Origin of the sequence: Rhizobium sp. NPDC090279, from assembly GCF_044769665.1 — a bacterium.
Taxonomy (GTDB): domain Bacteria; phylum Pseudomonadota; class Alphaproteobacteria; order Rhizobiales; family Rhizobiaceae; genus Rhizobium.
Window position 1 is genome coordinate 125,341 of the sequence record NZ_JBIVYI010000001.1, and the last position, 22,235, is coordinate 147,575.

Here is a 22,235-nt window from a genome sequence, read left to right on the forward strand (position 1 = left end):
ATTTAAGATGCAAATGGTGTTGGACGCCTACCGCCTCTCCGGCGCAGAGTCCAGGCATGAACACGACCTTCACACCCCTTGCGCCGAACGCAACGATCTCCCCCGTCATCGACCGGGTGGAAACTTTGCTGATCGACCTGCCGACCATCCGGCCGCACAAACTTTCCGTCGCAACGATGAACGGTCAGAGCCTGATGCTGGTCAAAATCTACTGCAGCGACGGCATCGTCGGCATCGGCGAGGGAACGACGATCGGCGGGCTCTCCTATGGCGCAGAAAGCCCGGAGGGCATGAAGCTCGCTATAGATACCTATTTCCAGCCGGCGATGATCGGGCAGGATGCCACCCGCGTCCAGCTGCTGATGGCGTACATCGGCAAGAGGATCAAGGAAAACCGCTTTGCCAAATCCGCCGTCGAGACGGCGTTGCTCGATGCCCACGGCAAGCGGCTCGGCCTGCCCGTCAGCGAAGTATTGGGAGGGCGGATGCGCAGCCGGTTGCCGGTCGCATGGACGCTCGCCTCGGGCGATACTGCGACCGATATCGCCGAAGCCGAGAAGATGCTGGACCTTCGCCGCCATAGGATCTTTAAACTGAAGATCGGCGCCAGAACACCGCGCGAGGACATCGCGCATGTCGCCGCGATCAAGCGCGCACTCGGCGACCGCGGTAGGGTTCGCGTCGACGTCAACATGGCTTGGAGCAAAACCGAAGCGGCCTACGGCATGGCGGCTCTCGCCGATGCGGGCTGTGAACTCGTGGAGCAACCCGTCGCCTCGGCTGCCGCATTGACACGGCTGGTCCGTCGCTTCCCCATCGCCTTGATGGCCGATGAGTCCCTGCAGGGTCCGGAGACGGCCTTCGAACTTGCAAAAATCAGCGGCGCGGATGTCTTCGCCATCAAGATCGAGCAGAGCGGCGGCCTTTTCAATGCACAGCGCGTCGCGGCGATCGCCGATGCAGCCGGGATCGAACTTTACGGCGGCACGATGCTTGAAGGCGCCATCGGCACCGCCGCTTCCGCCCATGCCTTTTCCACCTTCGCCAACCTGCAATGGGGAACGGAACTCTTCGGCCCACTTCTGCTGACCGAGGAAATTCTGGCGACCCCGCTGGATTACAGCGATTTCGAGCTGACTATTCCCGATGGACCGGGCCTCGGCATCGCTCTGGACGAGGACCGGGTGAAATTCTTCCAGCGCAACGGATCGCGCAAGACGGTCAGCGTCGTCGGGTAGAGGATTGAGATCATGCTTTTTCATGTGCGAATGGACGTCAACATCCCGAGGGACCTGCCGCCGGCGGAAGCGGGCGAAATCATCGCCAGGGAGAAGGCCTATTCGCAGGAGCTGCAGCACAGCGGGAAATGGCGGCATATCTGGAGGATTGCCGGCGAATACGCGAACTACAGCATTTTCGATGTGAAGGACAATGAAGAGCTGCATGCGATCCTGATGGGACTGCCGCTGTTCAAATTCATGACCATCAAAGTCACGCCGCTCCTGCGGCATCCGTCGTCGATCCGCGACGACGACACCTGAGGCGACGGCACGGGAGAGGACCCTGCCACGGGCCGGGTCTTCGAAGCGGCATTCGCAACGACCTGACAAGAGGAGGAGTACGATATGAGTGTGAGGATTTTTGACAGGCCGGACGTGCAGGATTTCCTGAATGTTCTGAGCGGCCTGACCAACGACAGCGGCAATCCGCGCGTCAAGCAGGTTATTCACCGGCTGATGTCCGACTTGTTCAAGGCGATCGACGATCTCGACATCACCCCTGACGAATACTGGACCGCGATTGCCTGGGTGAACGAGCTTGGCGCCGCCGGCCAGGCAGGCCTCATCTCGCCCGGCCTCGGGCTCGACCATTTTCTCGACGAACGCCTCGACGCCATCGACGATGCGCTCGGCATCAGGAACGAAACGCCGCGCACCATCGAGGGGCCGCTCTATGTGGCCGGCGCGCCGGTATCGCACGGCTTTGCCCGCCTGGACGACGGCACCGATGCCAATGGCCATACGCTCATCATGCACGGCACCGTCTACGGGGCCGATGGCAAACCGCTACCCGGCGCGAGCGTCGAAGTCTGGCACTGTGATACCCGCGGTTTCTATTCCCATTTCGACCCCACCGGCAAACAGGCGCCGTTCAACATGCGCCGCACGATCATCGCCGACGCCGACGGCTGTTACAGGTTCCGGAGTATCGTGCCGCATGGCTACGGCGTGCCCCCGGGCAGCCCGACCGAAAAACTGCTGTCGGCGCTTGGCCGCCACGGCCAGCGTCCGGCGCATATCCATTTCTTCATCAGCGCCGACAACCATCGCAAGCTGACGACGCAGATCAATATCGCCGGCGACCCGCTCGTGAACGACGATTTCGCCTATGCGACCCGGGACGGCCTGGTTCCGGCGGTGACCGAGCGGAGCGACGAGGCCAGCATCAGGACCAACGATCTGAGCGGTCCGTTTGCGGAGATCGAATTCGATTTCCGTCTGACCGCCCTCGTCAATGGCGTCGACAACCAGGTCAACGAGCAGCGCAAGCGCGCGGCCGCCTGACCGATTGACGCGGTGGCCTAAAGGGCCGCCGCCCTTCTTCATCATCGACTTTGTTGCTGTGCTGCGCCGATGCGCCGCGAGCGGGAGAGACATCATGTCTGCGATCATAGATAAGGCCCGGGATCTCGATCATCTGCTGGCGACGGCGGTTGAGGATGACAAGGAAGCCGGTATATTCCGTTGCCGCCGCGACATCTTCACCAATGAAGACCTGTTCGAACTCGAAATGAAGCATATCTTCGAGAGCAACTGGGTCTACCTGGCTCACGAAAGCCAGATTCCTGATAACAACGATTATTACACGACCTATATCGGCCGCCAGCCCGTGGTCATCACCCGCGACAAATCGGGCGAATTGCACGCGGTCATCAATGCCTGCGCCCACCGCGGCGCCACGCTCTGCCGGCGCAAGCACGGCAACAAGGGCAGCTTCACCTGTCCCTTCCACGGCTGGACTTTTTCCAACACGGGAAAACTGCTCAAGGTCAAGGACGAGAAGACGACACAATATCCCGAGCAATTTGCAAAGAACGGTTCGCACGATCTCAAGCGCGTTCCGCGTTTCCAGAGCTATCGCGGCTTTCTGTTCGGCAGCCTGAACGAAGACGTCGCTTCGCTCGAGGACTATCTCGGCGCAGCCAAGGTCATCATCGACCAGATCGTCGACCAGGCCCCCGAGGGGCTGGAAGTGCTGCGCGGCAACTCGTCCTACATCTATGACGGAAACTGGAAATTGCAGATGGAAAACGGCTGCGACGGCTATCACGTCAGCTCCGTTCATTGGAACTACGCCGCCACCATGGGCCGGCGCAACGAAGAAGGCACGAAGGCGGTCGACGCCAATGGCTGGAGCAAATCCATCGCCGGCGTCTACGGTTTCGAAAACGGCCACATCCTGTTGTGGACCCGGGCGATGAACCCGGAAGTCAGGCCGGTCTACAATCGCCGCGACGAAATCGAGGCCCGGGTCGGCGCCGACAAGGCGGATTTCATCATCAACCAGACCCGCAATCTCTGCCTCTACCCGAACGTGTTCCTGATGGATCAGTTCAGCACGCAGATCCGCGTGACCCGTCCGATCAGCGTCGACAAGACTGAAATCAGCATCTTCTGCTTCGCGCCGAAAGGCGAAAGCGAGGCGGACCGCACACTCCGCATCCGGCAGTATGAGGATTTCTTCAACGTCTCAGGGATGGGCACCGCCGATGATCTGGAAGAATTCCGCGCCTGTCAGGCCGGCTATGCCGGAACGGCGGCGCTCTGGAACGACCTGTCGCGCGGCGCGCCCCTCTGGATCGACGGCCCGGATGCGAATGCCAGAAAGATGGGCCTGGAGCCACTGCTGTCAGGCGAGCGCAGCGAAGACGAGGGCCTGTTCGTCCGCCAGCATGAATATTGGGCGAAGGTGATGCGGCAAGCGCTCGCTGCCGAAAGGGAAGGAGTTCTTCCATGAGCGTTTCCTACGACGAAATCTGCGCCTTCCTCTATCGCGAGGCACGTCTGCTCGACGACCGCGAATGGGACGAATGGCTGACCTGCTACGCGCCCGATGTCGAATACTGGATGCCGGCCTGGGACGATGACGATCAGCTGACCGAAGATCCGCACAGCCAGATATCCCTGATCTTCTATCCAAGTCGCGACGGCCTGGAAGACCGGGTGTTCCGCATCAAGACCGAACGCTCCGGCGCATCGACGCCCGAGCCGCGCACCAGCCACAACGTCAACAACGTCGAATTGCTGGCGCGCCGCGATGCGGAAGTCGACATTCGCTACAATTTCCACACGCTGAACCACCGCTACAAGGTCACGGACCAGTTCTTCGGAACCATGTTCGTCACCCTGCGCAACAACGGCGATCAATTGCTGATCTCAGCCAAAAAGATCGTGCTGAAGAACGACTACATCCGCCAGGTCATCGACGTCTATCACATCTGACAGGCATCGCCTGACGGCACCGGAACGGACGAGGAGGATTCCATGACCAGCTACAACATCGCCTTGAACTTCGAGGACGGCGTCACCCGCTTCGTCGAATGCAAGGAAGGCGAAAAGGTTCTCGACGCCGCTTTCCGCAACAAGATCAATCTGCCGATGGATTGTTCCGACGGCGTATGCGGCACCTGCAAATGTCGCGCCGAAAGCGGCAGCTACGATCTCGGCGACGATTACATCGACGACGCATTGACCGCCGATGAAGCGGGACAAGGGCTCGTTCTCACCTGCCAGATGAAACCGTCCTCCGACTGCGTCATCGCGGTTCCGACGACATCCACGACGTGCAAGACCGGGCAGCAAAAGTTCGTCGCGACAGTAGCGCAAGTCATGCCGCACAAGGATGCCGCCATCGTGCTCGAGCTGGAGGTCGATGCCGGCGCTCCCGTGTTCCTGCCAGGGCAATATGTCAATATCGACGTACCCGGCAGCGGTCAGTATCGCTCCTACTCCTTCAGCAGCGCTCCCGGCGAGCGTCGCATCGGCTTCCTGATCAAGAAGATTCCCGGCGGGGTGATGAGCGGCTGGCTCGCCAGAGCGCAAACCGGCGAGAGGCTGGAAATCACCGGGCCCATGGGCAGTTTTTATCTTCGCGACATCAAGCGCCCTGTGCTCATGCTCGCGGGCGGAACGGGTCTCGCCCCATTTCTCTCGATGCTGGAAGTGCTGGCGCGCGAGAATTCGCAACAACAGATTCATCTGATCTATGGCGTGACCCGGGATCTGGATCTCGTTCTTGTCGAGCAGATCGAAGATTACACGCAGCGACTGCCAAACTTTACCTACGCCACGGTCGTCGCCGAAGAAGCGTCAAGCCATCCGCACAAGGGTTGGGTCACACAGCATATGCCGACCGAATTGCTTCACGGCGGCGATGTCGACGTCTATCTGTGCGGTCCACCGCCGATGGTCGATGCGGTCCGCAAATATTTTGACGACAGCGGCATGACGCCCCATAGTTTCCACTACGAAAGGTTCACGCCCAATGTCGCGGCGAAGGAGGCCGCATGAGCGGCTTCCATTTCCCAGACCGCTTCTCGGGCAAGGTGATCGTCGTCACCGGCGCCGCACAAGGCATCGGCCGGGCCGTGGCGACGCGCGCGGCCGAGGAAGGCGGGACGGTGCTGTTTGTCGATCGTGCTGAATTCGTCGCCGAGATTGCCGCTGCAGTGGATGGTAAAGCTGCGGCCTTCAATGCCGATCTCGAGACCTACGAAGGTGCTGGGGCCGCCATGCAATTTGCGGCCGAGATCTTCGGCCACATCGATATCCTGATCAACAATGTCGGGGGCGCGATCCGCATGCGGCCCTACGCCGAATTTGAACCGCAGCAGATCGATGCGGAAATCCGCCGTTCGCTGATGCCGACGCTTTATTGCTGCCATGCTGTCATCCCGCATCTATTCGCGCGCGGCGGCGGTGCCATCGTGAACGTATCGTCAAATGCGACGCGCGGCATTCACCGCATGCCCTATTCCGCCGCCAAGGGAGGCGTCAACGCCATCACGCAATCGCTGGCGATGGAACTTGCCGACCGGAACATTCGCGTAGTCGCCACCGCACCCGGCGGCACGGATGCGCCGCCGCGACGGATTCCACGCAATGCCGCCGGAGATAATGCCGCCGAGAAGGGCTGGATGGCCGAAGTCGCGCAGCAGGTGACGGACTCGAGCTTCATGAAACGCTACGCGACCATCGAGGAGCAGGTGGCTCCGATCCTGTTCCTGGCTTCGGATGAAGCATCCTATATCACCGGCAGCGTGCTGCCCGTCGCCGGCGGCGATCTCGGCTGACTCGGCGGTCAGGACCGCGCAGCCGTCGAACGCCAATCACGCGATCAGCGCCTTGATGTAGTCGACAGAGCGCTTCGCAAGGGCCTTCCAATCGCTGGGATTGTCGTGCTCCACGACAAGGACGTCCGCGCGTGTCTTGTCGAAGAGCGGATAGAGCGATTTCCAGTCTATGATACCGTCGCCGGTCGGTACCCAGCCCTCGTCGACTGTGGTTCCGGCAGGCGCGGTGTCCTTGAGCTGGATCGTGGTGATCCGATCGGCGTATCTGCGAAGCTCCTGTGCCGGATCGGCCCAACCGCGGGTGACCCATCCAATATCGATCTCGAAATCGACGCCAGGTCCGGCCGCTTCGAACAGAAGATCGATCGGACGGCTGCGGTCTTCCAATCGGTGATATTCGAAATCGTGATTGTGCCAAGCGACCTTCAGCCCCTCCTTCCCGGCAGCTTCAGCGCCTTTGCCGAGACTTTCACCGACGCGCCGCCAACCGTCGGCGGTCGCGCTTCTCTCCGCGGCCGGAATATAGGGCGGGATCAAGATCCTGGTTCCGAGCGCATGGGCGTAGTCGAAAAACTTCTTCGGCTCGCTGATCAATCCAGCAAGCGGCATGTGAATGCCCGAGCAGCGCAGACCGGCATCGTCCATCCGCTTGCGGAATTCCGCGGTCGTGGTCTCATAGGCAGGCAGCCAGAGTTCCACGGCGTCGTAGCCGACCGCCGCAAGGTAGTCGAGATGAGCTTCGATCGGCGGAAAGAGCCGGGAAGAATAGAGCTGGAAGGAAATGGAGTAGCGGGACATGGTTGAACCTCGGTCATGCGACGACTATGGATGGTGCGCCGGCAGCCTTCGGCTGCACAGCACGGCCTTGTGCTCGGTCAGTAAATCCGCCGCCCAACCGTAATGCCGGTTGCGACGAAGTCACGGCTCGCCACCGGCCGGCAATCGCTGCCGATGCCGATGCCATGAATTCCCGGTGCCGATCACATGTCGACCATGCGCGGCACCGGACGTGCTCTCAGAAGCTGGCCTCACAGATTTCTTGAAGGACTTGCACCGGATTGGTTTTGTTGGCGAGCTTTGCTCTCTTCATGCACGGCAAAGTCCCGTCTTGCCCGCGCACTCGCGGCCTCGATCGGTTCCACCTTCCCCTGCTCGGCAATAGCAGCCCGCGCGCGCTCTATATCGACCATGTAGTCGCGTGCCAGCGGTAGGGCATCGACGTTCTTCGTCAGCTGCAATTGCCAGTTCATGTGCCCCATGCGGCGGAAGGCGAGTTCGGAGCCGATCAGATAGAATTCAAACATCCGACAAAACCGCTCATCGTAAAGCTTTGCCAGGGTGTCTCTGTTCTTCATGAAGCGATCCCGCCACTGCTCAAGCGTCTTGGCATAGTGGAGGCGCAGGATCTCGATATCCGTCGTCCAGAGACCGGACTTCTCAACCACGGATAGAACTTCGGACGCGGCCGGCGAATAGCCGCCGGGAAAGATGTATTTCGCAATCCACGGGTTGGTGCTTCCCGGTCCGTCGGCCCGGCCGATTGCGTGGATGAGTGCCACGCCATCCTCCTTGAGCACGGAACGGATCTTGTCGAAGAAGGTCTTGTAGTGGTTGATGCCGACATGCTCGAACATGCCGACCGAGACGATGCGGTCGACGGGACGCGTCCAGGAGCGATAATCCAGCAGCTCGAACGTCACCATATGATCGAGGCCGGCGTCCTTCGCACGGGCTCTTGCGGCCAGCAACTGCTCTTCAGAAAGGGTGAGGCCCGTGACCCGCGCGCCGAATTCCTTGGCAAGATAGAGCGCCATGCCGCCCCATCCGCAACCGATGTCCAGAACCTCGAGGCCCGGGCGATCGAGCATCAGTTTCGATGCGATATGCCGCTTCTTCTTGAGCTGTGCTTCTTCGAGCGTCTCGTCGCCGACGGGGAAATAGGCGCAGGAATACTGCCTGTCGTCATCCAGCATCAGCGAATAGAGCCGCGCGTCGAGATCGTAGTGATGTGCGACATTGCGCTTCGAACGTCCCGCGAAGTTCAGCTGATCGAGATTTCGGCGTAGCCAGCGGACCCTTTCCATTAGCTTTTCGAAAGGATGGCTCCCGCCTTCCATCATGTTGAGGACGAGCAAGTCCACCATCTCAAAGAGATCGCCGGAGGCCGGCTCGACTTCGCCGTCCATATAGCCCTCCCCCAGCGCCAGCGCCGGATTGAGGAGCAAGCGGCGCTTTGCGCGGGCGGTCTTTATTTTCATCGTGGCGCGTGGTTCCGATCCCGTACCGAAATCGCGCGTGGAACCATCGGGAAAAATCACCGTGAGCGTTCCGATTTTGATCAAGCGTGACAGAGCTGCTTCTAGGAACATGACAACTACCTGTTTATCGTTTCCTTGACGGGTAATCCCCTAGCCCGAGGACAGGGAATAATCCCGTACCGGTATTGGTATCGCAAGCGTACTACTTAATCTGGTAAAATATCCAGATCATTTGCGACATCAAGGTTGCGTTAGCGTGACAATGCCCGAGGCGGCTGCATCGTCACCGTCGGAACCGCTCGCGGTATTCACTTGGCCCCGTGCCGATGCGCCGCAGGAAGGCCCGTCGCATCGTATCGAGGTTGGCAAAGCCGCAGCCTGCGGCCACCCTTTGCAACGGCGTTTCGGCCTCTTCCAGCACCCTGCGGGCGGAATCAACACGGGCCATCTCAACGAAATCTGCCGGCGCAATGCCGGTTTCCTGCTGGCAAACCCGGGAGAAATTATGAACGCTCATGGCCGCGCGCGATGCAGGTGCCTGAAGTGTAAGATCGAGGGGCAGATGGTCAAGTACCCAATGCTGGATCGCCTGGATGCGTCCCTCGGCCGCAATCTGCACGGCGAGATGGACGCTGAACTGCGATGTCCCCCGGACGCTTCAAGAAGACGAGAAGACGCCTGGCGACCGTGATCGTCCCCCACCGGTTTCAAGGCGAGATCGATGCCTGCCGGGCCCTCCCGACCATTCTGTGCCGTACGCACGTTAAGGCGACGCTGTCATGGCGGCTATATGATCGCCTGAGACCTGGCCTTCTGCGATCCGGGAGCGCGATAGCGTCTACTTCGCTGCTGCATGAATTTCGGCGACATAGCCACCGGGAAACTCGACTATCGCCGCCTGACGCTTGTCGGAGGAATAGGGGTCGACCAGAACGGTCGCGCCATTGGCCTTTGCCTTGACAAGCGTCGCCGCAACGTCCGGAACCTCATAGCCCGTCGTTTCATGGCCATAGGGGAATGGCAGGTGCCCGTCCGTGGCAAGCACGGTCATCTTGCCGTAGACCGACTCGATGCGGATGCGCCAAAACGTGTCCTTGGGACGGCCGATCTCGATGCCGGGGGCCTTCTTGTCGTCGGAAACGACCTTGCCCTTCGAAAAGGCGAGGAAGGACTTGACGAACTTGTCCGCGGCATCCGGAGACACATAGACACGGTTCTCCGGCACGGTTTCCAAGGCCGCGTAATTCGGCTTGGCCGTATGCCAATAGAGCTGCATGTTGACGCCGCCCGGCCATTGAACGACCGCGTCACGGCCGATCGGATCGGGGAAGATATCGACGACGACAGCTGCGCCGGCGGTCCGGGCCGAGGCAACCGCCTGATCCATGTCGGTGACGAGATAGCCGGTTCGCTCCGCGCCGAAGGGATAGGGGATCGGCGTCTTGAAGCCGAAGAGCGAGACGGTTCCGACCGGGGTCTGCAGCAGCTGCGACGTGGTGCTGCTCGGCGTCGGTGTCACGGTGACGACCACCTGCTTCGTGCTGGTGCCGCCGAACGTGCCGAGGAAGCTGCTGGCGAAAGCATCCACCTTGCCCACATCGATATAGACGTGGGACGTATCATATTGCGCGCCGACGCCAAGCTGCGGCTGGGAGGCGCGGGCCAGTGCCGTGGCGGCGGGCGCCAGGGCAAGAGCAGTCAACAGTCCGATCGTGCAGGCATGGCGAGATGGCATGTATTGGGCCTCCGTTATTCTCGGCGCATCCTGATCGAGATCGGGCCAAACCACCAGAAAGAAGTCGTTGAAGAGACTGAGATGTGGGAAAAGGAGTTGATTGCCGCGACGCGCGTCGGTCGCCCCGACAGGTTTTGGCGGCTCGGCGCGCCCTGCGCCGAAGCTCCGATCAGACATATTCGGCGCTAGGCCGCTTCCTCATAGATCAGGTCCGGCGCGACGATCCATTCCCCCCGCTTGAGCGACAGGACATCGAGCCTGCCCTGGCGATCCCGGACGGCGATGCCGACGAAATGGTAGCGGCTGCCGTTTCTATCGACGACAGCACTCGAAATCGGTTTATCGTTGACATAGCCGACGACAGGGCCTTCCTCCCTTGTTGCCGAGAGCAGGAAATATTCGTGAGGGATGTTCCGACTGACCATCAGCCTCGATCCTCGCGCTGCAAGGTCAGTCCCGCGCTCGCTCCCACGCCTTTCTGCGTGCCCAGTGCCTCACGGCTCGCCGACGCGGGAGAGGATTTGGGTCGGGGTCGCCTGCTCTTCTTGATCTCGACCACGAATGGCTTTCGCTGCGGCCGCATTGTCCGTCCTTTCAACTTTCGATCCATTTCAATTGAATATGCATTCGACCTGGCCGAGCGGCCCGAAGTCTGCTGCCAGATGCTGGCCAGCGCAGACCTGAAGGATCGTGGTGCAGGAACCCGTCGCCACGACATCGCTCGGCTCGAGCTGCCTGCCGTTGGCCGCAAGCGCCGCGGCAAGCCACGCAACCGCATTAAGCGGATTGCCCATGATCGACGACGAATTGCCGGAAAGCACGGTCTGTTGAAACAGAAATGCCGTAACATCAATCTCAGCTAGATCGCCAACCTCGATGTTTCCAACGTGATCGCCGCAGAGTGTCGCAACGTGCAGCCCGAAATCCGCAATCGCCGCATTGGCGCCGGCAAAGGCCTGCCGGGTCCTGCGCCCGACGATGCCGATTGCAGGTCGGCAGCTCATGACGGCGTCGGCCACGCTTTCAGGGGTGATCTGCTCGCCCTCGTCCGGAAACGATCTCAGCATCGTGAAGACAAGTTCGCACTGGGCGCCAATGGTTCCCGGCGGCAGGCGGAAATTCTCAGCCTTCCTTTGCAGGGCGAAGGCGGGGATTTCGGAATAGATCGGCCCGTTGAGACCGAACATGTGGCGCGACGCCTCACTCGTGCCAACAATCGCATAGCCCTTGCGCTCGAAACCAAGGGTATCCTGTGCCGTTGCCTGGATCTCGTACGCCTCGCGCTCCGAGGCAATCAGGTCGAGCGGAAGATCACACAGCTCTTCGCGCCGGCGACAGTTCGCCAGAATATCCGCCGTGGTATCCTTCAGTTCGAAATACATCTTCGCGCTCCAATCCTGACCGCTGGCTATCAGGCGAAGATGGCTCGACACGCATAGCCATTCCATTCGGCGTGGCGCACGAAGAAATTAAAATCTCATAGTGATCGCTTTTTCTCCTCGGACGACGATGCGCCGAATACAGTCGTTTCCGCGTGCCATGAACAGTGGCTCTAGCTGAGATCGGCCAGCACAATAGATCCGCGGCCCGGGAGCATTGAGCCGCGGTCGCTGTGATTTCAATGCCGACAGAGCCACTTGGACAGCCCACCGGCCGCGGCGCGTCAAGTCTTCCTGCTGGCTATGACGCCAGGGTCCGCTCAGGATTTCTAGCACGCGGCCTTGTGAGCAATCCGTCTGCGCAAGCCACAATCAGCATGCGCAGGCGGCTTCTGCCGGGTCGTCTTGCGGAGCCAGACCATCCCGGCCAGTGCTCCGAATGCACGCTCTACCTGATGATCGTCTCGGCGCGCGCAAGGGCGCTCGAAAAGCCGTTCAGGGAGACGGGGAACGTCACGATCTGCCCGGTATCGGCCGCGATCGCATGGATCTGCAGCATCTTGCCGGTCTTCAGCAACGCCAGGCGCAGCGCATCGATCTCCAGATCGACGAAACAGCCGACCGGCAGCGCCGTGCGAAAGGGGACGGCGGGAGCGCGACTACCTTCGTCCACCTGCAGGACGACGCCCTTCTGGAACAACAGCCCGAATGGCAGGACCAGCGTCCCCGTCACTCGCCCCGCATCGGGGCGCAGTTCGATCAGCAGCAGCCTCTGGCGCGTCTCGGTATGGATCTGCTCCTGGACGATGACGCAGGATTTCTGCGCCGAACTTTCATTGGCCTGGATCGACCCCAGGACGAGCCAGTCGCCATGGACTTCGCGCAACGCATCGGCTCCACCCGGCAGTCGGGTCGGCTTGTCGGAGATCATCTGATCAGTCATCACAATACTTTCGTTCAGTCTGGCTCCATGACGACCCGGAGCCGGTAGTGGATACATCGCCGGACGCGGCGGATTGGCCTTGAGTGACAGCATGGCACGTGCCGTTTGCATGAAACGACCCGCTTCCTATTTGGTCAGCTCCGCGACCCGGTTGAGAGCGCCGGAGAAACCCTTGAGCGAAACTGCAAAGGTCAACGGCTTCAGGGGATTGGCGGCGGAGACGGTCACGTTGAGCGTCTTGCCGCTTCTAAGCTTGGTGACTGCATCCGTCTCGAAGGCGAGCGGCGCGAGGCAACCTTGCGGCACGCAGGTCGAAAACGCGAGCGGCGCGCCGACGGACGTGTCGTCGATCTTCAGCTGCGCGCCCTGCGCAAGCGCGAGCCCGAGCGGCAGCAGCAACACGCCCTGATACTTTCCGTCGGCGGCTTTGCCGATTTCGGCTGTCAACACGGTCTGGTTGGTCTGATTATTAGTCTGGACCTGCCGCACGACACAGGCCGCGGCATTGGTCTGCATCTGACACACCACACTCCAGTCGTCATAGGTCTCGACCAGCGAACTGGCGCCGCCGGGCAGCGGGGCCGCCGCTGCGGCATGAGCCGCGAACGCCGAGGCCGCCAGCAGCATGCCAGTTAGGATAAAGGGTCGAAATGCGGTCATTGCAAATATGTCCTTGTTGTCTAGGCAAGCAAACAGTCTGTCGCGCGCTGGGTTAAGGCTGAGCGGATTGAACGATGCAGTTCGCGCCGGCGGTCAGGCAGACGACTGTGTCATCAAAGCGAGGATCGGAAAGGAAGGGTTGCGGCGAGTTATCGCCCGTGCCGCTGTCGGCAAACGTGGAGGGAGTCGGCGTATCTTGAACCGACGGCAGCGGCGGCTTGCTGCCGGCGGCATAAGAGGACGGGGTAATCACGCTCGCCAATTCCGCTGTCGAGCTGGGCCCAGCCGTCACCGTGAGCACGCCATCGGTGAAGCTCAGCTGATAATTGGCGGAGGCGGCAAGCGAGCCTTGTCCGATCATGTAGCTGCCGATGGGTGAGTTGCGCTCAGCCGTCGTCGCCAGAGCACCCGATAGCCTATCGTTGTTGACAAGGCCCGCCCCGCCTATCGTGTAGGTAAAGAGCGGATTGACCATGCCCATCATGCGGCTTGCATTGTTGGCCGCAACCGTGATCGCCCGCGGCGTGACACTCAGATCGGCGCCAGCGAAGGTCAGGGCATAGTTGCCGGAGGCCGCAAGCGTTCCCTGGCCGATGGCGTAGCTGCCAATGCCTGAAGTGACCGTGGCCGAGCTTGAGAGAGCGCCGGTCAACGTATCGCCATTGACGAGGCCGGCTCCGCCGATCGTATAGGCGAATGCCGGATTGGTGTCGCCATAGAGGCGGCTGGCATTGCTGGCAGTGACCATGATTGCCCGTGGCGTCACGGTCAGGTTCGCGCCCGCGTATTGAATGGCATAGTTGGCGTTACCGACCGTTCCGAGGCCTATGGCGTAGGCGCCGATACCGGACCTCTGGCTGGCCGTCGTTGCCAGATCGCCGGCCAGCGTATCGCCATTGACCAGGCCCGAGACTGAGTAGGTCAGAACCGGGTTGACGTCGCCATAGGCGCGGCTGGCATTGTTGGCCGCGACCGCGATCGCCCGCGGCGTGACGCTCAGATCAGCGCCGGCGAAGGTCAGGACATAGTTGCTGGAGGTGGCAAGCGTACCCTGGCCGATGGCGTAACTGCCAATGCCGGAAGTGACCGTGGCCGCGCTTGAGAGGGTGCCGGTCAACGTATCGCCATTGACGAGGCCGGCTCCGCCGATCATATAGGCGAATACCGGATTGATATCGCCATAGATGCGGCTGGTATTGCTGGCGGCAACGGTGATCGCCCGCTGGTTGATCGTCAGATCTCCGGCGGTGAAGCTCAAAGCATAGTTGCCGGAGGCCGCAAGCGTTCCCTGACCGATGGCGTACGCGCCGACATTCGACGTGGTCGCTGCGCCGGTCGCAAGCGAACCGGAGAGCAAGTCGCCGTTGACGAGGCCGCTCCCGCCGATCGTATAGGAGAGTGCCGAATTGGCATCGCCATAGGAGCGGCTGGCATTGTTGGCCATGACCGTGATCGCACGCGGCGTCACGCTCAAATAGCTGCCATTGAAGGTCAGGCTGTAGTTGCCGGAAGCAGCAAGGGAACCCTGGCCGATCGCATAGCTGCCCACGCCGGACGCGGTGGTGGCCAAGGTCGCGAGAGTGCCGGTCAAATTGTCGCCATTAACGAGGCCGTCTCCGCCGACCGTGTAGGAGAGTGCCGGATTGGCATCGCCATAAGCGCGGCTGGCATTGTTGGCCATGACCGTGATCGCACGCGGCGTCACGCTCAAATAGCTGCCATTGAAGGTCAGACTGTAATTGCTGGAAGCAGCAAGGGAACCCTGGCCGATCGCATAGCTGCCCACGCCGGAGGCGGTGGTGGCCAAGGTCGCGAGAGTGCCGGTCAAATTGTCGCCATTAACGAGGCCGCCTCCGCCGACCGTGTAGGAGAGTGCCGGATTGGCATCGCCATAGGAGCGGCTGGCGGCATTGGCGGTGATGATGAGCGCACGTCGGGCAATATCGGCCGTGGTCGTCGCCGTATCAGAGGCGAGCGTATAATTGCCGACATCCGCGCCCGAAAGCGAGAGACCGGAGATATCAACCGTCTTGCCGGTGCCGGCATTCTTGTCGGCGAAGGCGCCGCTGAAGCCGCTGCCGAGGGTCAGGGCGTCACCGGCGACCATGCCCGTGAAGCCCGCGCCCGACGTGTTCAACGTCACCGCCGTCGTGCCGTCATAGGTCTTGCCCGAGGCCGTAATGCCAGCGATGGCCGAGATCGTCGCCCTGGCGATATCTGCCGTGTCGGCGCCGCCGATCAGCGTGTAGTTCGAGGCAAGGCCGGTATCGTCGCCCAATGCGAGTGAACCGAGTGTCATGCCCTTGCCGTTGCCGGCATTCTTGTCGGCCATCGTGCCGGTGCCAGACAATGTTAATGTCTCGCCGCCGGCGAGGTTCGACAGGATGAAGATCGAGGCATCGAGATCCGTCGAACCGTTATAGACGCGGCTGCCAGAAAGGTTGATCACTCGCTGGCCGATATCGGCAAGCGCTGTGGCCGTATTCGTGTTCAGCCAATAGTTCAGCGCGTCTGCGCCGCCAAGCGTCAGGCCGGAGATATTGACGGTCTTGCCCGTGCCGGCATTTTGGTCGGAGAAGGCGCCAAGCACGCTCGCGACTGTCAGACTGTCACCGGCGATCATGCCGTTGAAGACGGCACCCGACGTGTTCAGCGCCGCTGTCGTGCTCCCATCATAGGTCTTGCCGCTGGCAGTGATGCCGTCGATCGAGGTGATGCTGGCGCGGGAGATGCTCGCGTAGGCTTGGCTGTCGGTGATGGCAAGCTGGTAGTTGCCGGCATCCGCACCCGTCAGATAGAGGCCATTGACGCTGACAGTCTTGAAGCTGCCGGCATTCTTGTCGGAGAAGTTGGCGCTCGTATAGGCCACATGCATGTCATCGGTGCTGATGACCGGTACGGTGGAGATATTGACGGTTGCCGTCGTCGTGCCGTCATAGACCTTGTTGCTGGCGCTGATGCCACCGAAGAACACATAGGCCTTGGCAATGTCCGCCGTCGTCGCCGCGATGGTGGAGGCGAGTGTGTAGTTGCCCGCATCCGCGCCGCCGAGCGAGAGCCCGGTGATGCCAACCGTCTTGCCGGTGCCGGCATTCTTGTCGGAGAAGGCGCCGTTGGCGGTTGCCACCGTTAGGACATCGTTCCCGATCAGGCCGGTAAAGCCGGCGCCCGAGGTGTTCAGCGTTGCAGCCGTCGTACCGTCATAGGTCTTGTTGCCGGCGGTGATGCCGGTAATGCCAGAGATCGTTGCCCTGGCGATATCAGCCGTGGTTGTCGCCATGTCGGAGGCCAGCGTATAGTTACCGACATCCGTACCACCGAGCGACAGACCGGAGATATCAACCGTCTTGCCGGTCGCCGCATTCTTGTCGGAGAAGGCGCCGGCCGAGGTCGCGACCGTCAGAGCGTCGCCGGAGATCAGGCCGGTGAAGCCAGCACCCGACGTGTTCAACGTCACCGCCGTCGTGCCGTCATAGGTCTTGTTGTCGGCGGCGATGCCGGTAATCGCAGAGATCGTCGCCCTGGCGATATCCGCCGTGGTCGTCGCGCTGTTGGATGCAAGCTCATAGTTGCCCGCATCCGCGCCGCCGAGCGAGAGCGCGCTGATGCCAACCGTCTTGCCGGTCGCCGCATTCTTGTCGGAGAAGGCGCCGGCCGAGGTTGCAACCGTCAGGGCGTCGCCGGAGATCATACCGGTGAAGCCCGCACCCGACGTGTTTAATGTCACGCTCGTATTGCCATCATAAATCTTGTTGCCGGCGGTAATGCCGGTGATCGAGGAGATGGTCGCTTTGGCGATATCGACAGTGCCGGCGCCGCCAATCAGCGTGTAGTTCGAGGCCAGACCGGTGTCGTCGCCGAGCAACAACGAGCCGAGCGAAAGCGTCTTGCCGCTGCCGACATTCTTGTCGGTCATGGAGCCTGTGCCTGAAAGCGTCAGGGTCTCGCCATTGACGAGATTGCCGAGTGTCAGATTGCCGGCTGAGATACCGGTGGTGCCATCATAGACACGGCCGCCCGTAAGGCTCAGCACGCGCTGCGAAATCGTCAGTGCACCGCTATAATCGACATAGGCCGTGCGGAAACCGTTCTCCGTCACCGAGACGATATTGGCGTCCGAGTAATTATTGGTTCCGGCATTGGTCGTGCCTATAATCGCGCTGCCCCAGGCCAGCGAGACATTGCTTGTCCCGACGCCCGAAAGCGTCGCGCCGGTGATCGTAGAATTCGCGTCACCATAGGTGCGGGTGCCACTGCCTATCGAGACATAGTCATCATAGAGCCCGGTGCTGAGCGAGCGCAGCATCATATAGCCGCCATTCGCGCCGCTCGTCGATTTGCCCCAGATGCCGACAAAATCCCAACCGGCATTGATGTAGGTGAAAGGATCGACCATCTGAGCCGTCGTCAGGCCAGTCATGCCGCTTGAGGCGCCGCCGTTGGTGCCGGAGACCTGCCCGGTCGTCGCCGTGTCCCAGAACGAAGCCGTGACGGTTCCGTCGTTCTGGCCGGTCAGCCCGCCGCCGGCGCTGACCGTGCCAATCGCGTAGCTGTTGCCGATCGTAGCACCGGCGTAGTTGTTGCCGACGAGCCCACCCACAGTATCGGAGCCACTGACGGCGCCGATGGCATAGGCATTGTTGATCGTAGCCCCGACATAGTTTCCACCCACGAGCCCGCCCACAGTGTCGGAACCACTGACAGCGCCGCTGGCATAGCTGTTGATGATCGTACCGCCGTTGTCGCCCGCCAATCCACCCGCGCGACTGCCGCCGCTGACGGTACCGGTCGCATAGGAGCCGCTGATCGTGCCCCCCCGATCCGAGTTGCTGCCCGCCAGTCCGCCCGTAGCGACAGCGCCGCCGCTGACGTCACCGGTGGCATAGGCATTGACGATCGAGCCGGAGTTGTAGCCTACCAGCCCACCTATAAAAGCGTTGCTGCCGCTGACGGCACCGGTCGCGTATGAGTTGCTGATCGAACCGAAGTTCATGGCGACCAGCCCGCCAACGTCATACAGGCCGGAGACGGTAGCGCTGCTATAGGAATTGCTGATCGAACCATAGTTCCAGCCGGCCAGCGCGCCGACGTCGCTGCGGACGCCCGCGACCGATCCGCCGACGAGCCCTACATTGCCGATCCACCCTGTCGAGACTCCAAACAAACCAACCTGGTCGTAGCCAGTCACCGTGAGGGCGCTGATGGTGTGGTTGTTGCCGTTGAAGCTTCCGCCGAACATCGTATTGATGTTCCCAAGCGGTACCCAGCCGCCGGTCGACCAAATGCCGGAGGCGTTGGTGCCGGATGTCTCGCTGGCATCGATATCCGCGCCGAGCTTGTAATTGGCCGAGAGATTCGCGCCGATCAACGCAAGCTGGTGAAGGTTCGTGATGGTGACGACACCGTTCGCATCGGCGGTTGCTGCCTCCGAGCGCAGGATCGGCCGCATGTCGCGCGCCTGATACCAGATGTTGGTAAAATCCCAGCCAGCATAGTTCGTGGCCTGGTTGGCCGAATCGCGCATCTGCGCGGTAGTGAGGCCAGTTGCCGAGAATGTGCCGGAAAAGGATTGACCGTAACCGCTGGATCGCCCCGTCGTGGAGACATCCCAGAAGCTGTTGGTGATGGTGCTATAGAAATTTCGGCCCACCAGGCCGCCGACCACTACACTGCCGCTAACCGCGCCGCTGGCGTAGGCATTGTCGATGGAGCTTCCGGAGTCATTATAGCCCACCAGTCCGCCAACATATGTGTTGCCGCTTACGGAGCCTGTGGCATAGGCAAACTTGATGGTGCGATCATTGAAGCCGGCCAGGCCGCCGGCATCCGAACCTGAGCCGTAGATTGCGCCGGTGGCATAGCTATTGCTGATCGATCCGTGATTGTAACCGACCAGTCCACCGACTTCATAGCCGCCGGAGACTGTAGTGGTCGCGTAGCTGTTGCTGATCGAACCGGAATTGTATCCAGCCAGTCCGCCAACATCCTGACTGCCGTTGACCGTGCCAGTCGTATAAGCTTTGTTGATCGTGCCGGTATTGTATCCAACCAATCCTCCGGCGTAGGAGTAGCCATTAACAAACTCGCTGATCAGCCCGATATTTTGAACGGTCCCCGACGAGTAACCGAACAGCCCGAGATAATTGGCCCCTCGATTGACCGTCAGACCAGTAATCGTGTGGCCCTGGCCGTCGAGGTTGCCGGTGAAGACAGCGCCGTAGCCGCCGACGGGCACCCAGCCACCTGTCGACCAGATATCGGAAGCGTTGGTGCCGGACGTCGCGCTAGCGTCGATATCGCTCGCGAGCCTATAGTTGCCGGCAAGGTTCGCGCCCATCAGCGCAAGCTGGTGCAGGTTGAAGATGGCAACGACGCCGTTAGCGTCCGGCGCTGCCGCTTCCCAGCGACCGATCGGGCGCAGATCACCAGATTGGTACCAATCGTTGGTGAAATCCCAGCCCGAATAGCTCGACGCGCTGCGCGCTTGCGCTGTGGTCAGACCGGTGATCCCGACGTTGTTGCCGCCACCATCACCAGAGGATTTCCCGGTCGTTTCCGTGTCGAAATACGATGCCGCAATGGTACCGGCGTTGTTGCCGACGAGGCCGCCGGTCTGGCTCATCCCTGAGACGGCGCCGGTCGCATAGACCTGATTCATCGTCCCGAAGTTCATGCCCAGAAGGCCGCCGACATTCGCGTATCCCGAGACGACAGCAGTAGAGTACGATAGGTTGATCGCACCTTGATTGTAACCCGCAAGGCCGCCGATCTGGCTCGATGCACCCGAAACCCTGCCGGTGACATAGGATTGATTGACCCCGCCGCTGTTCGAGCCAACGAGACCGCCGACTATCGTTTGGCCCGAAACGTTGGCGTTGACCAAGCCGAGACGGGAGACCCCGCCGCCTTGGCCAATGACCCCGAACAGGCCGATACGGTTGGTGCTCGGCCTGTTTATGGTCAGGCCCGTGATGATATGACCATCGCCGCCGAGAACACCGGTGAAGGCGACGCTGCTGTTGCCGATGGGGTTGAACCCGCTGCCGTTATTCCAGATCGCCGTGCCGGAGGCGTCGATATCGTTGGCCAATGTCCAATTGGCAGAAAGATAGGCATTGGACGAGCCGATGCCCTGCAGGCCATAGATATCCGCGACCGTGTAAGGCGTGACGTTCGTGCCATCGCCGCCCGTCACGCGCAGGAAGGAGGTGCCGTCGGTGATGCGGAAGTCCTTGGCCGAGAAGGAGGGAAGCGTGGCGGCGCTCTGCACCCAGCTGCCCGAAGCCAGCACGAAGGCGCCGACATTGACCGCCGCCGGCGCCGAGATATTGCCTCCGGACGAAACGATCAGGCCGCCATTCGCGGTGATCGCGCTGTTGATGTTGATGTCCGAGGCCGCCGCAAGCGTCAGTGTGGTGAGCGCGCTCCAGTTGATCGGCGCGGCCACCGTGATGGTGCCGGCCTGCGGATTGGCCGCATCCGACGACGATCCTGTGGTCACCAGGACATTCGCCGTCGCCAGCGCATTGGTCAGCGTGGTGACATTGATGACGCTGTCATTGCCGCTTGCCGTGAAGCCGGAGGAGTTGCTGTCGGTCGCCGTCGAGATCGTCACATTGTAGGGATCGAGCAGCAGGTTGCCGAAGGAACCGTGGGCGGCGGAAAGATCGGTAAGGCCGGTATAGGAGAGCCGCGCCTTGCCGGAAACCTCGACCTCGCCGCCATTGCCCGAGAGCGCTCCACCCTTGGCCGTGATCGTGCCGGCAAAACGGGTGAGATCATCAGACCATAGGACGACATTGCCGCCATTACCCGTGGCGATGGCATCGGCATTGATAACCGCGTTGGCATCGACTGTGAGCGTCTCGGCCCGCTGCAGCGTGCCCTTGCCCTGGCGCTCGCCGCCGATATTGACCGTGCCGCCACCGGTCTTGCCAGAGGCATTGATCTTTGCATTCGCCAGCGTGATCTTGCGTCCCGTCACCTGAACCTTGCCGCCGCTGCCGTGCTTGCTGCTGGCATCGACCTTGCCGGTGACAGCAACCTCGCCATCGCCGCCCGACAGCACGATGTCGCCGCTTCTGCCCGAGACACCCTTCGCCTCGATCGTGCCGGACATGTTGACCGCCTGACGCGCCATGTCCTTGGCCGCAGCCGCCGTCAGCTGCACGGTGCCGCCCCTGGCGGAGATCTTGCCGCTATTCTCAACCAGCGCCTGATTGCCGCCAGCCTTGGTCGGCACCGCCACCTGCAGGAAACCGTCGCCCGACAGATCGAGCGTCGCCTGTTCGCCGGAGCCGAGGGCCGCCTTGCCCATCGGCACGGTGATGACACCGGAATTGGCGACCGTGCCGCCGATCAGCGCCATGTAGCCGCCGCGGTTGATGGTGATCGTACCGGCGTTCGTTACCGGCGCCGAAGCGCCATTGCCGGTGAAGGTCCGCTTGCCGGCCATGAAATCGTCGTCGGAGATGCCGAGCGTCGAGGCGACGAAGGCGCCTGTCTTCACCGTGCCCGAATTGGTAATGGCAATGCCGTTCGGATTGATCAGATAGACCTGGCCATTGGCGTTGATCTGGCCGGCAATGGTCGAGCTTGTCTGGCCGGTCACACGATTGAGGATGGCGGCATTCGCATCGGGCTGGACGAAGGTGACGCGGTTGCCCTTGCCGACATCAAAGCTCTGCCAGTTGACGACGGCGCTGCCGCTCGTCTGGTTGATGGTCAAGGCGCCTGCCGATGGCGAGCCGATGGTCGCACTGCCGGCCGCCACCTGACCGCCCGTCGGCAGCGACTGTGCCAATGCCGTCGTGCTCACAAGCGCCGTCGTCGTCAACAGCGCCGCAAGCCGGGTCCTGTGCGAAAGCGGTCTGTTGCTGGAGATCTTGCGTGCCATCTGTCTGGTCAT

The 22,235-nt window shown here is 61.5% G+C and carries 16 protein-coding genes; 7 read left to right on the top strand and 9 right to left on the bottom strand.

The window, feature by feature from the left end; translation table 11 throughout:
• The first annotated feature begins 56 nt into the window (after positions 1-56).
• From ACIQWP_RS00605 to benD, 7 genes are all read left to right on the top strand, one after another.
• Entirely contained in the window at positions 57-1,238 is a 1,182-nt protein-coding gene (locus ACIQWP_RS00605) for a muconate/chloromuconate family cycloisomerase (RefSeq protein WP_402780769.1), read from the top strand.
• Between the two features lie 12 nt (positions 1,239-1,250).
• Positions 1,251-1,541 (top strand): muconolactone Delta-isomerase, encoded by a 291-nt coding sequence (catC, locus tag ACIQWP_RS00610; protein WP_402780772.1) that lies wholly within the window; start codon positions 1,251-1,253, stop codon positions 1,539-1,541.
• 84 nt (positions 1,542-1,625) lie between these two features.
• Entirely contained in the window at positions 1,626-2,564 is a 939-nt protein-coding gene (gene catA, locus ACIQWP_RS00615) for a catechol 1,2-dioxygenase (protein ID WP_402780775.1), read from the top strand.
• A gap of 94 nt (positions 2,565-2,658) precedes the next feature.
• Positions 2,659-4,017 (top strand): Rieske 2Fe-2S domain-containing protein, encoded by a 1,359-nt coding sequence (locus ACIQWP_RS00620; RefSeq protein WP_402780778.1) that lies wholly within the window; start codon positions 2,659-2,661, stop codon positions 4,015-4,017.
• Complete coding sequence (benB, locus tag ACIQWP_RS00625; protein WP_402780781.1) at positions 4,014-4,502, top strand: benzoate 1,2-dioxygenase small subunit; 489 nt, start codon at positions 4,014-4,016, stop codon at positions 4,500-4,502. The genes ACIQWP_RS00620 and benB overlap by 4 nt, the downstream gene beginning before the upstream one ends.
• A gap of 42 nt (positions 4,503-4,544) precedes the next feature.
• The gene (gene benC / locus ACIQWP_RS00630; protein ID WP_402780784.1) at positions 4,545-5,570 is read left to right on the top strand and encodes a benzoate 1,2-dioxygenase electron transfer component BenC; all 1,026 of its coding nucleotides are present in this window, start codon (positions 4,545-4,547) and stop codon (positions 5,568-5,570) included.
• Complete coding sequence (gene benD, locus ACIQWP_RS00635) at positions 5,567-6,352, top strand: benzoate diol dehydrogenase BenD (protein ID WP_402780787.1); 786 nt, start codon at positions 5,567-5,569, stop codon at positions 6,350-6,352. Before benC ends, benD begins: the two co-directional genes overlap by 4 nt.
• 36 nt (positions 6,353-6,388) lie before the next feature.
• Here the strand turns inward: benD and ACIQWP_RS00640 are convergent, their stop codons facing one another.
• The 9 genes from ACIQWP_RS00640 to ACIQWP_RS00680 form a co-directional block, all read right to left on the bottom strand.
• A complete protein-coding gene (locus tag ACIQWP_RS00640; RefSeq protein ID WP_402780790.1) occupies positions 6,389-7,150 on the bottom strand; it encodes a sugar phosphate isomerase/epimerase family protein in 762 nt (253 codons plus the stop codon).
• 230 nt (positions 7,151-7,380) lie between these two features.
• On the bottom strand, positions 7,381-8,721 hold the full coding sequence (locus tag ACIQWP_RS00645) for a class I SAM-dependent methyltransferase (protein WP_402780793.1): 1,341 nt from the start codon (positions 8,719-8,721) through the stop codon (positions 7,381-7,383).
• 172 nt (positions 8,722-8,893) lie between these two features.
• Complete coding sequence (locus ACIQWP_RS00650; RefSeq protein ID WP_402780796.1) at positions 8,894-9,229, bottom strand: helix-turn-helix domain-containing protein; 336 nt, start codon at positions 9,227-9,229, stop codon at positions 8,894-8,896.
• A gap of 219 nt (positions 9,230-9,448) precedes the next feature.
• Positions 9,449-10,345, bottom strand: a complete 897-nt coding sequence (locus ACIQWP_RS00655; protein ID WP_402782682.1) for a glyoxalase — start codon at positions 10,343-10,345, stop codon at positions 9,449-9,451.
• A 185-nt stretch (positions 10,346-10,530) separates the two neighbouring features.
• A complete protein-coding gene (locus ACIQWP_RS00660; RefSeq protein ID WP_402780799.1) occupies positions 10,531-10,770 on the bottom strand; it encodes a hypothetical protein in 240 nt (79 codons plus the stop codon).
• Positions 10,771-10,956: 186 nt separating this feature from the next.
• On the bottom strand, positions 10,957-11,727 hold the full coding sequence (locus ACIQWP_RS00665; protein WP_402780802.1) for a hydratase: 771 nt from the start codon (positions 11,725-11,727) through the stop codon (positions 10,957-10,959).
• Between the two features lie 445 nt (positions 11,728-12,172).
• A complete protein-coding gene (locus tag ACIQWP_RS00670; protein WP_402780805.1) occupies positions 12,173-12,667 on the bottom strand; it encodes an invasion associated locus B family protein in 495 nt (164 codons plus the stop codon).
• Positions 12,668-12,793: 126 nt separating this feature from the next.
• On the bottom strand, positions 12,794-13,327 hold the full coding sequence (locus ACIQWP_RS00675) for an invasion associated locus B family protein (RefSeq protein WP_402780808.1): 534 nt from the start codon (positions 13,325-13,327) through the stop codon (positions 12,794-12,796).
• A 52-nt stretch (positions 13,328-13,379) separates the two neighbouring features.
• Entirely contained in the window at positions 13,380-22,235 is an 8,856-nt protein-coding gene (locus ACIQWP_RS00680; protein ID WP_402780811.1) for a YDG domain-containing protein, read from the bottom strand.

What these genes read in the sequence shown, in the direction of transcription:
- benD (WP_402780787.1), top strand. Translation starts at nt 5,567, where the DNA reads ATGAGCGGCTTCCATTTCCCAGACCGCTTCTCGGGCAAGGTGATCGTC.
- ACIQWP_RS00620 (WP_402780778.1), top strand. Translation starts at nt 2,659, where the DNA reads ATGTCTGCGATCATAGATAAGGCCCGGGATCTCGATCATCTGCTGGCG.
- ACIQWP_RS00670 (WP_402780805.1), bottom strand. Translation starts at nt 12,667, where the DNA reads ATGACTGATCAGATGATCTCCGACAAGCCGACCCGACTGCCGGGTGGA.
- catC (WP_402780772.1), top strand. Translation starts at nt 1,251, where the DNA reads ATGCTTTTTCATGTGCGAATGGACGTCAACATCCCGAGGGACCTGCCG.
- ACIQWP_RS00640 (WP_402780790.1), bottom strand. Translation starts at nt 7,150, where the DNA reads ATGTCCCGCTACTCCATTTCCTTCCAGCTCTATTCTTCCCGGCTCTTT.
- ACIQWP_RS00680 (WP_402780811.1), bottom strand. Translation starts at nt 22,235, where the DNA reads ATGACCAGACAGATGGCACGCAAGATCTCCAGCAACAGACCGCTTTCG.
- ACIQWP_RS00645 (WP_402780793.1), bottom strand. Translation starts at nt 8,721, where the DNA reads ATGTTCCTAGAAGCAGCTCTGTCACGCTTGATCAAAATCGGAACGCTC.
- benC (WP_402780784.1), top strand. Translation starts at nt 4,545, where the DNA reads ATGACCAGCTACAACATCGCCTTGAACTTCGAGGACGGCGTCACCCGC.
- ACIQWP_RS00655 (WP_402782682.1), bottom strand. Translation starts at nt 10,345, where the DNA reads ATGCCATCTCGCCATGCCTGCACGATCGGACTGTTGACTGCTCTTGCC.
- ACIQWP_RS00675 (WP_402780808.1), bottom strand. Translation starts at nt 13,327, where the DNA reads ATGACCGCATTTCGACCCTTTATCCTAACTGGCATGCTGCTGGCGGCC.
- ACIQWP_RS00605 (WP_402780769.1), top strand. Translation starts at nt 57, where the DNA reads ATGAACACGACCTTCACACCCCTTGCGCCGAACGCAACGATCTCCCCC.
- catA (WP_402780775.1), top strand. Translation starts at nt 1,626, where the DNA reads ATGAGTGTGAGGATTTTTGACAGGCCGGACGTGCAGGATTTCCTGAAT.
- ACIQWP_RS00660 (WP_402780799.1), bottom strand. Translation starts at nt 10,770, where the DNA reads ATGGTCAGTCGGAACATCCCTCACGAATATTTCCTGCTCTCGGCAACA.
- benB (WP_402780781.1), top strand. Translation starts at nt 4,014, where the DNA reads ATGAGCGTTTCCTACGACGAAATCTGCGCCTTCCTCTATCGCGAGGCA.
- ACIQWP_RS00665 (WP_402780802.1), bottom strand. Translation starts at nt 11,727, where the DNA reads ATGTATTTCGAACTGAAGGATACCACGGCGGATATTCTGGCGAACTGT.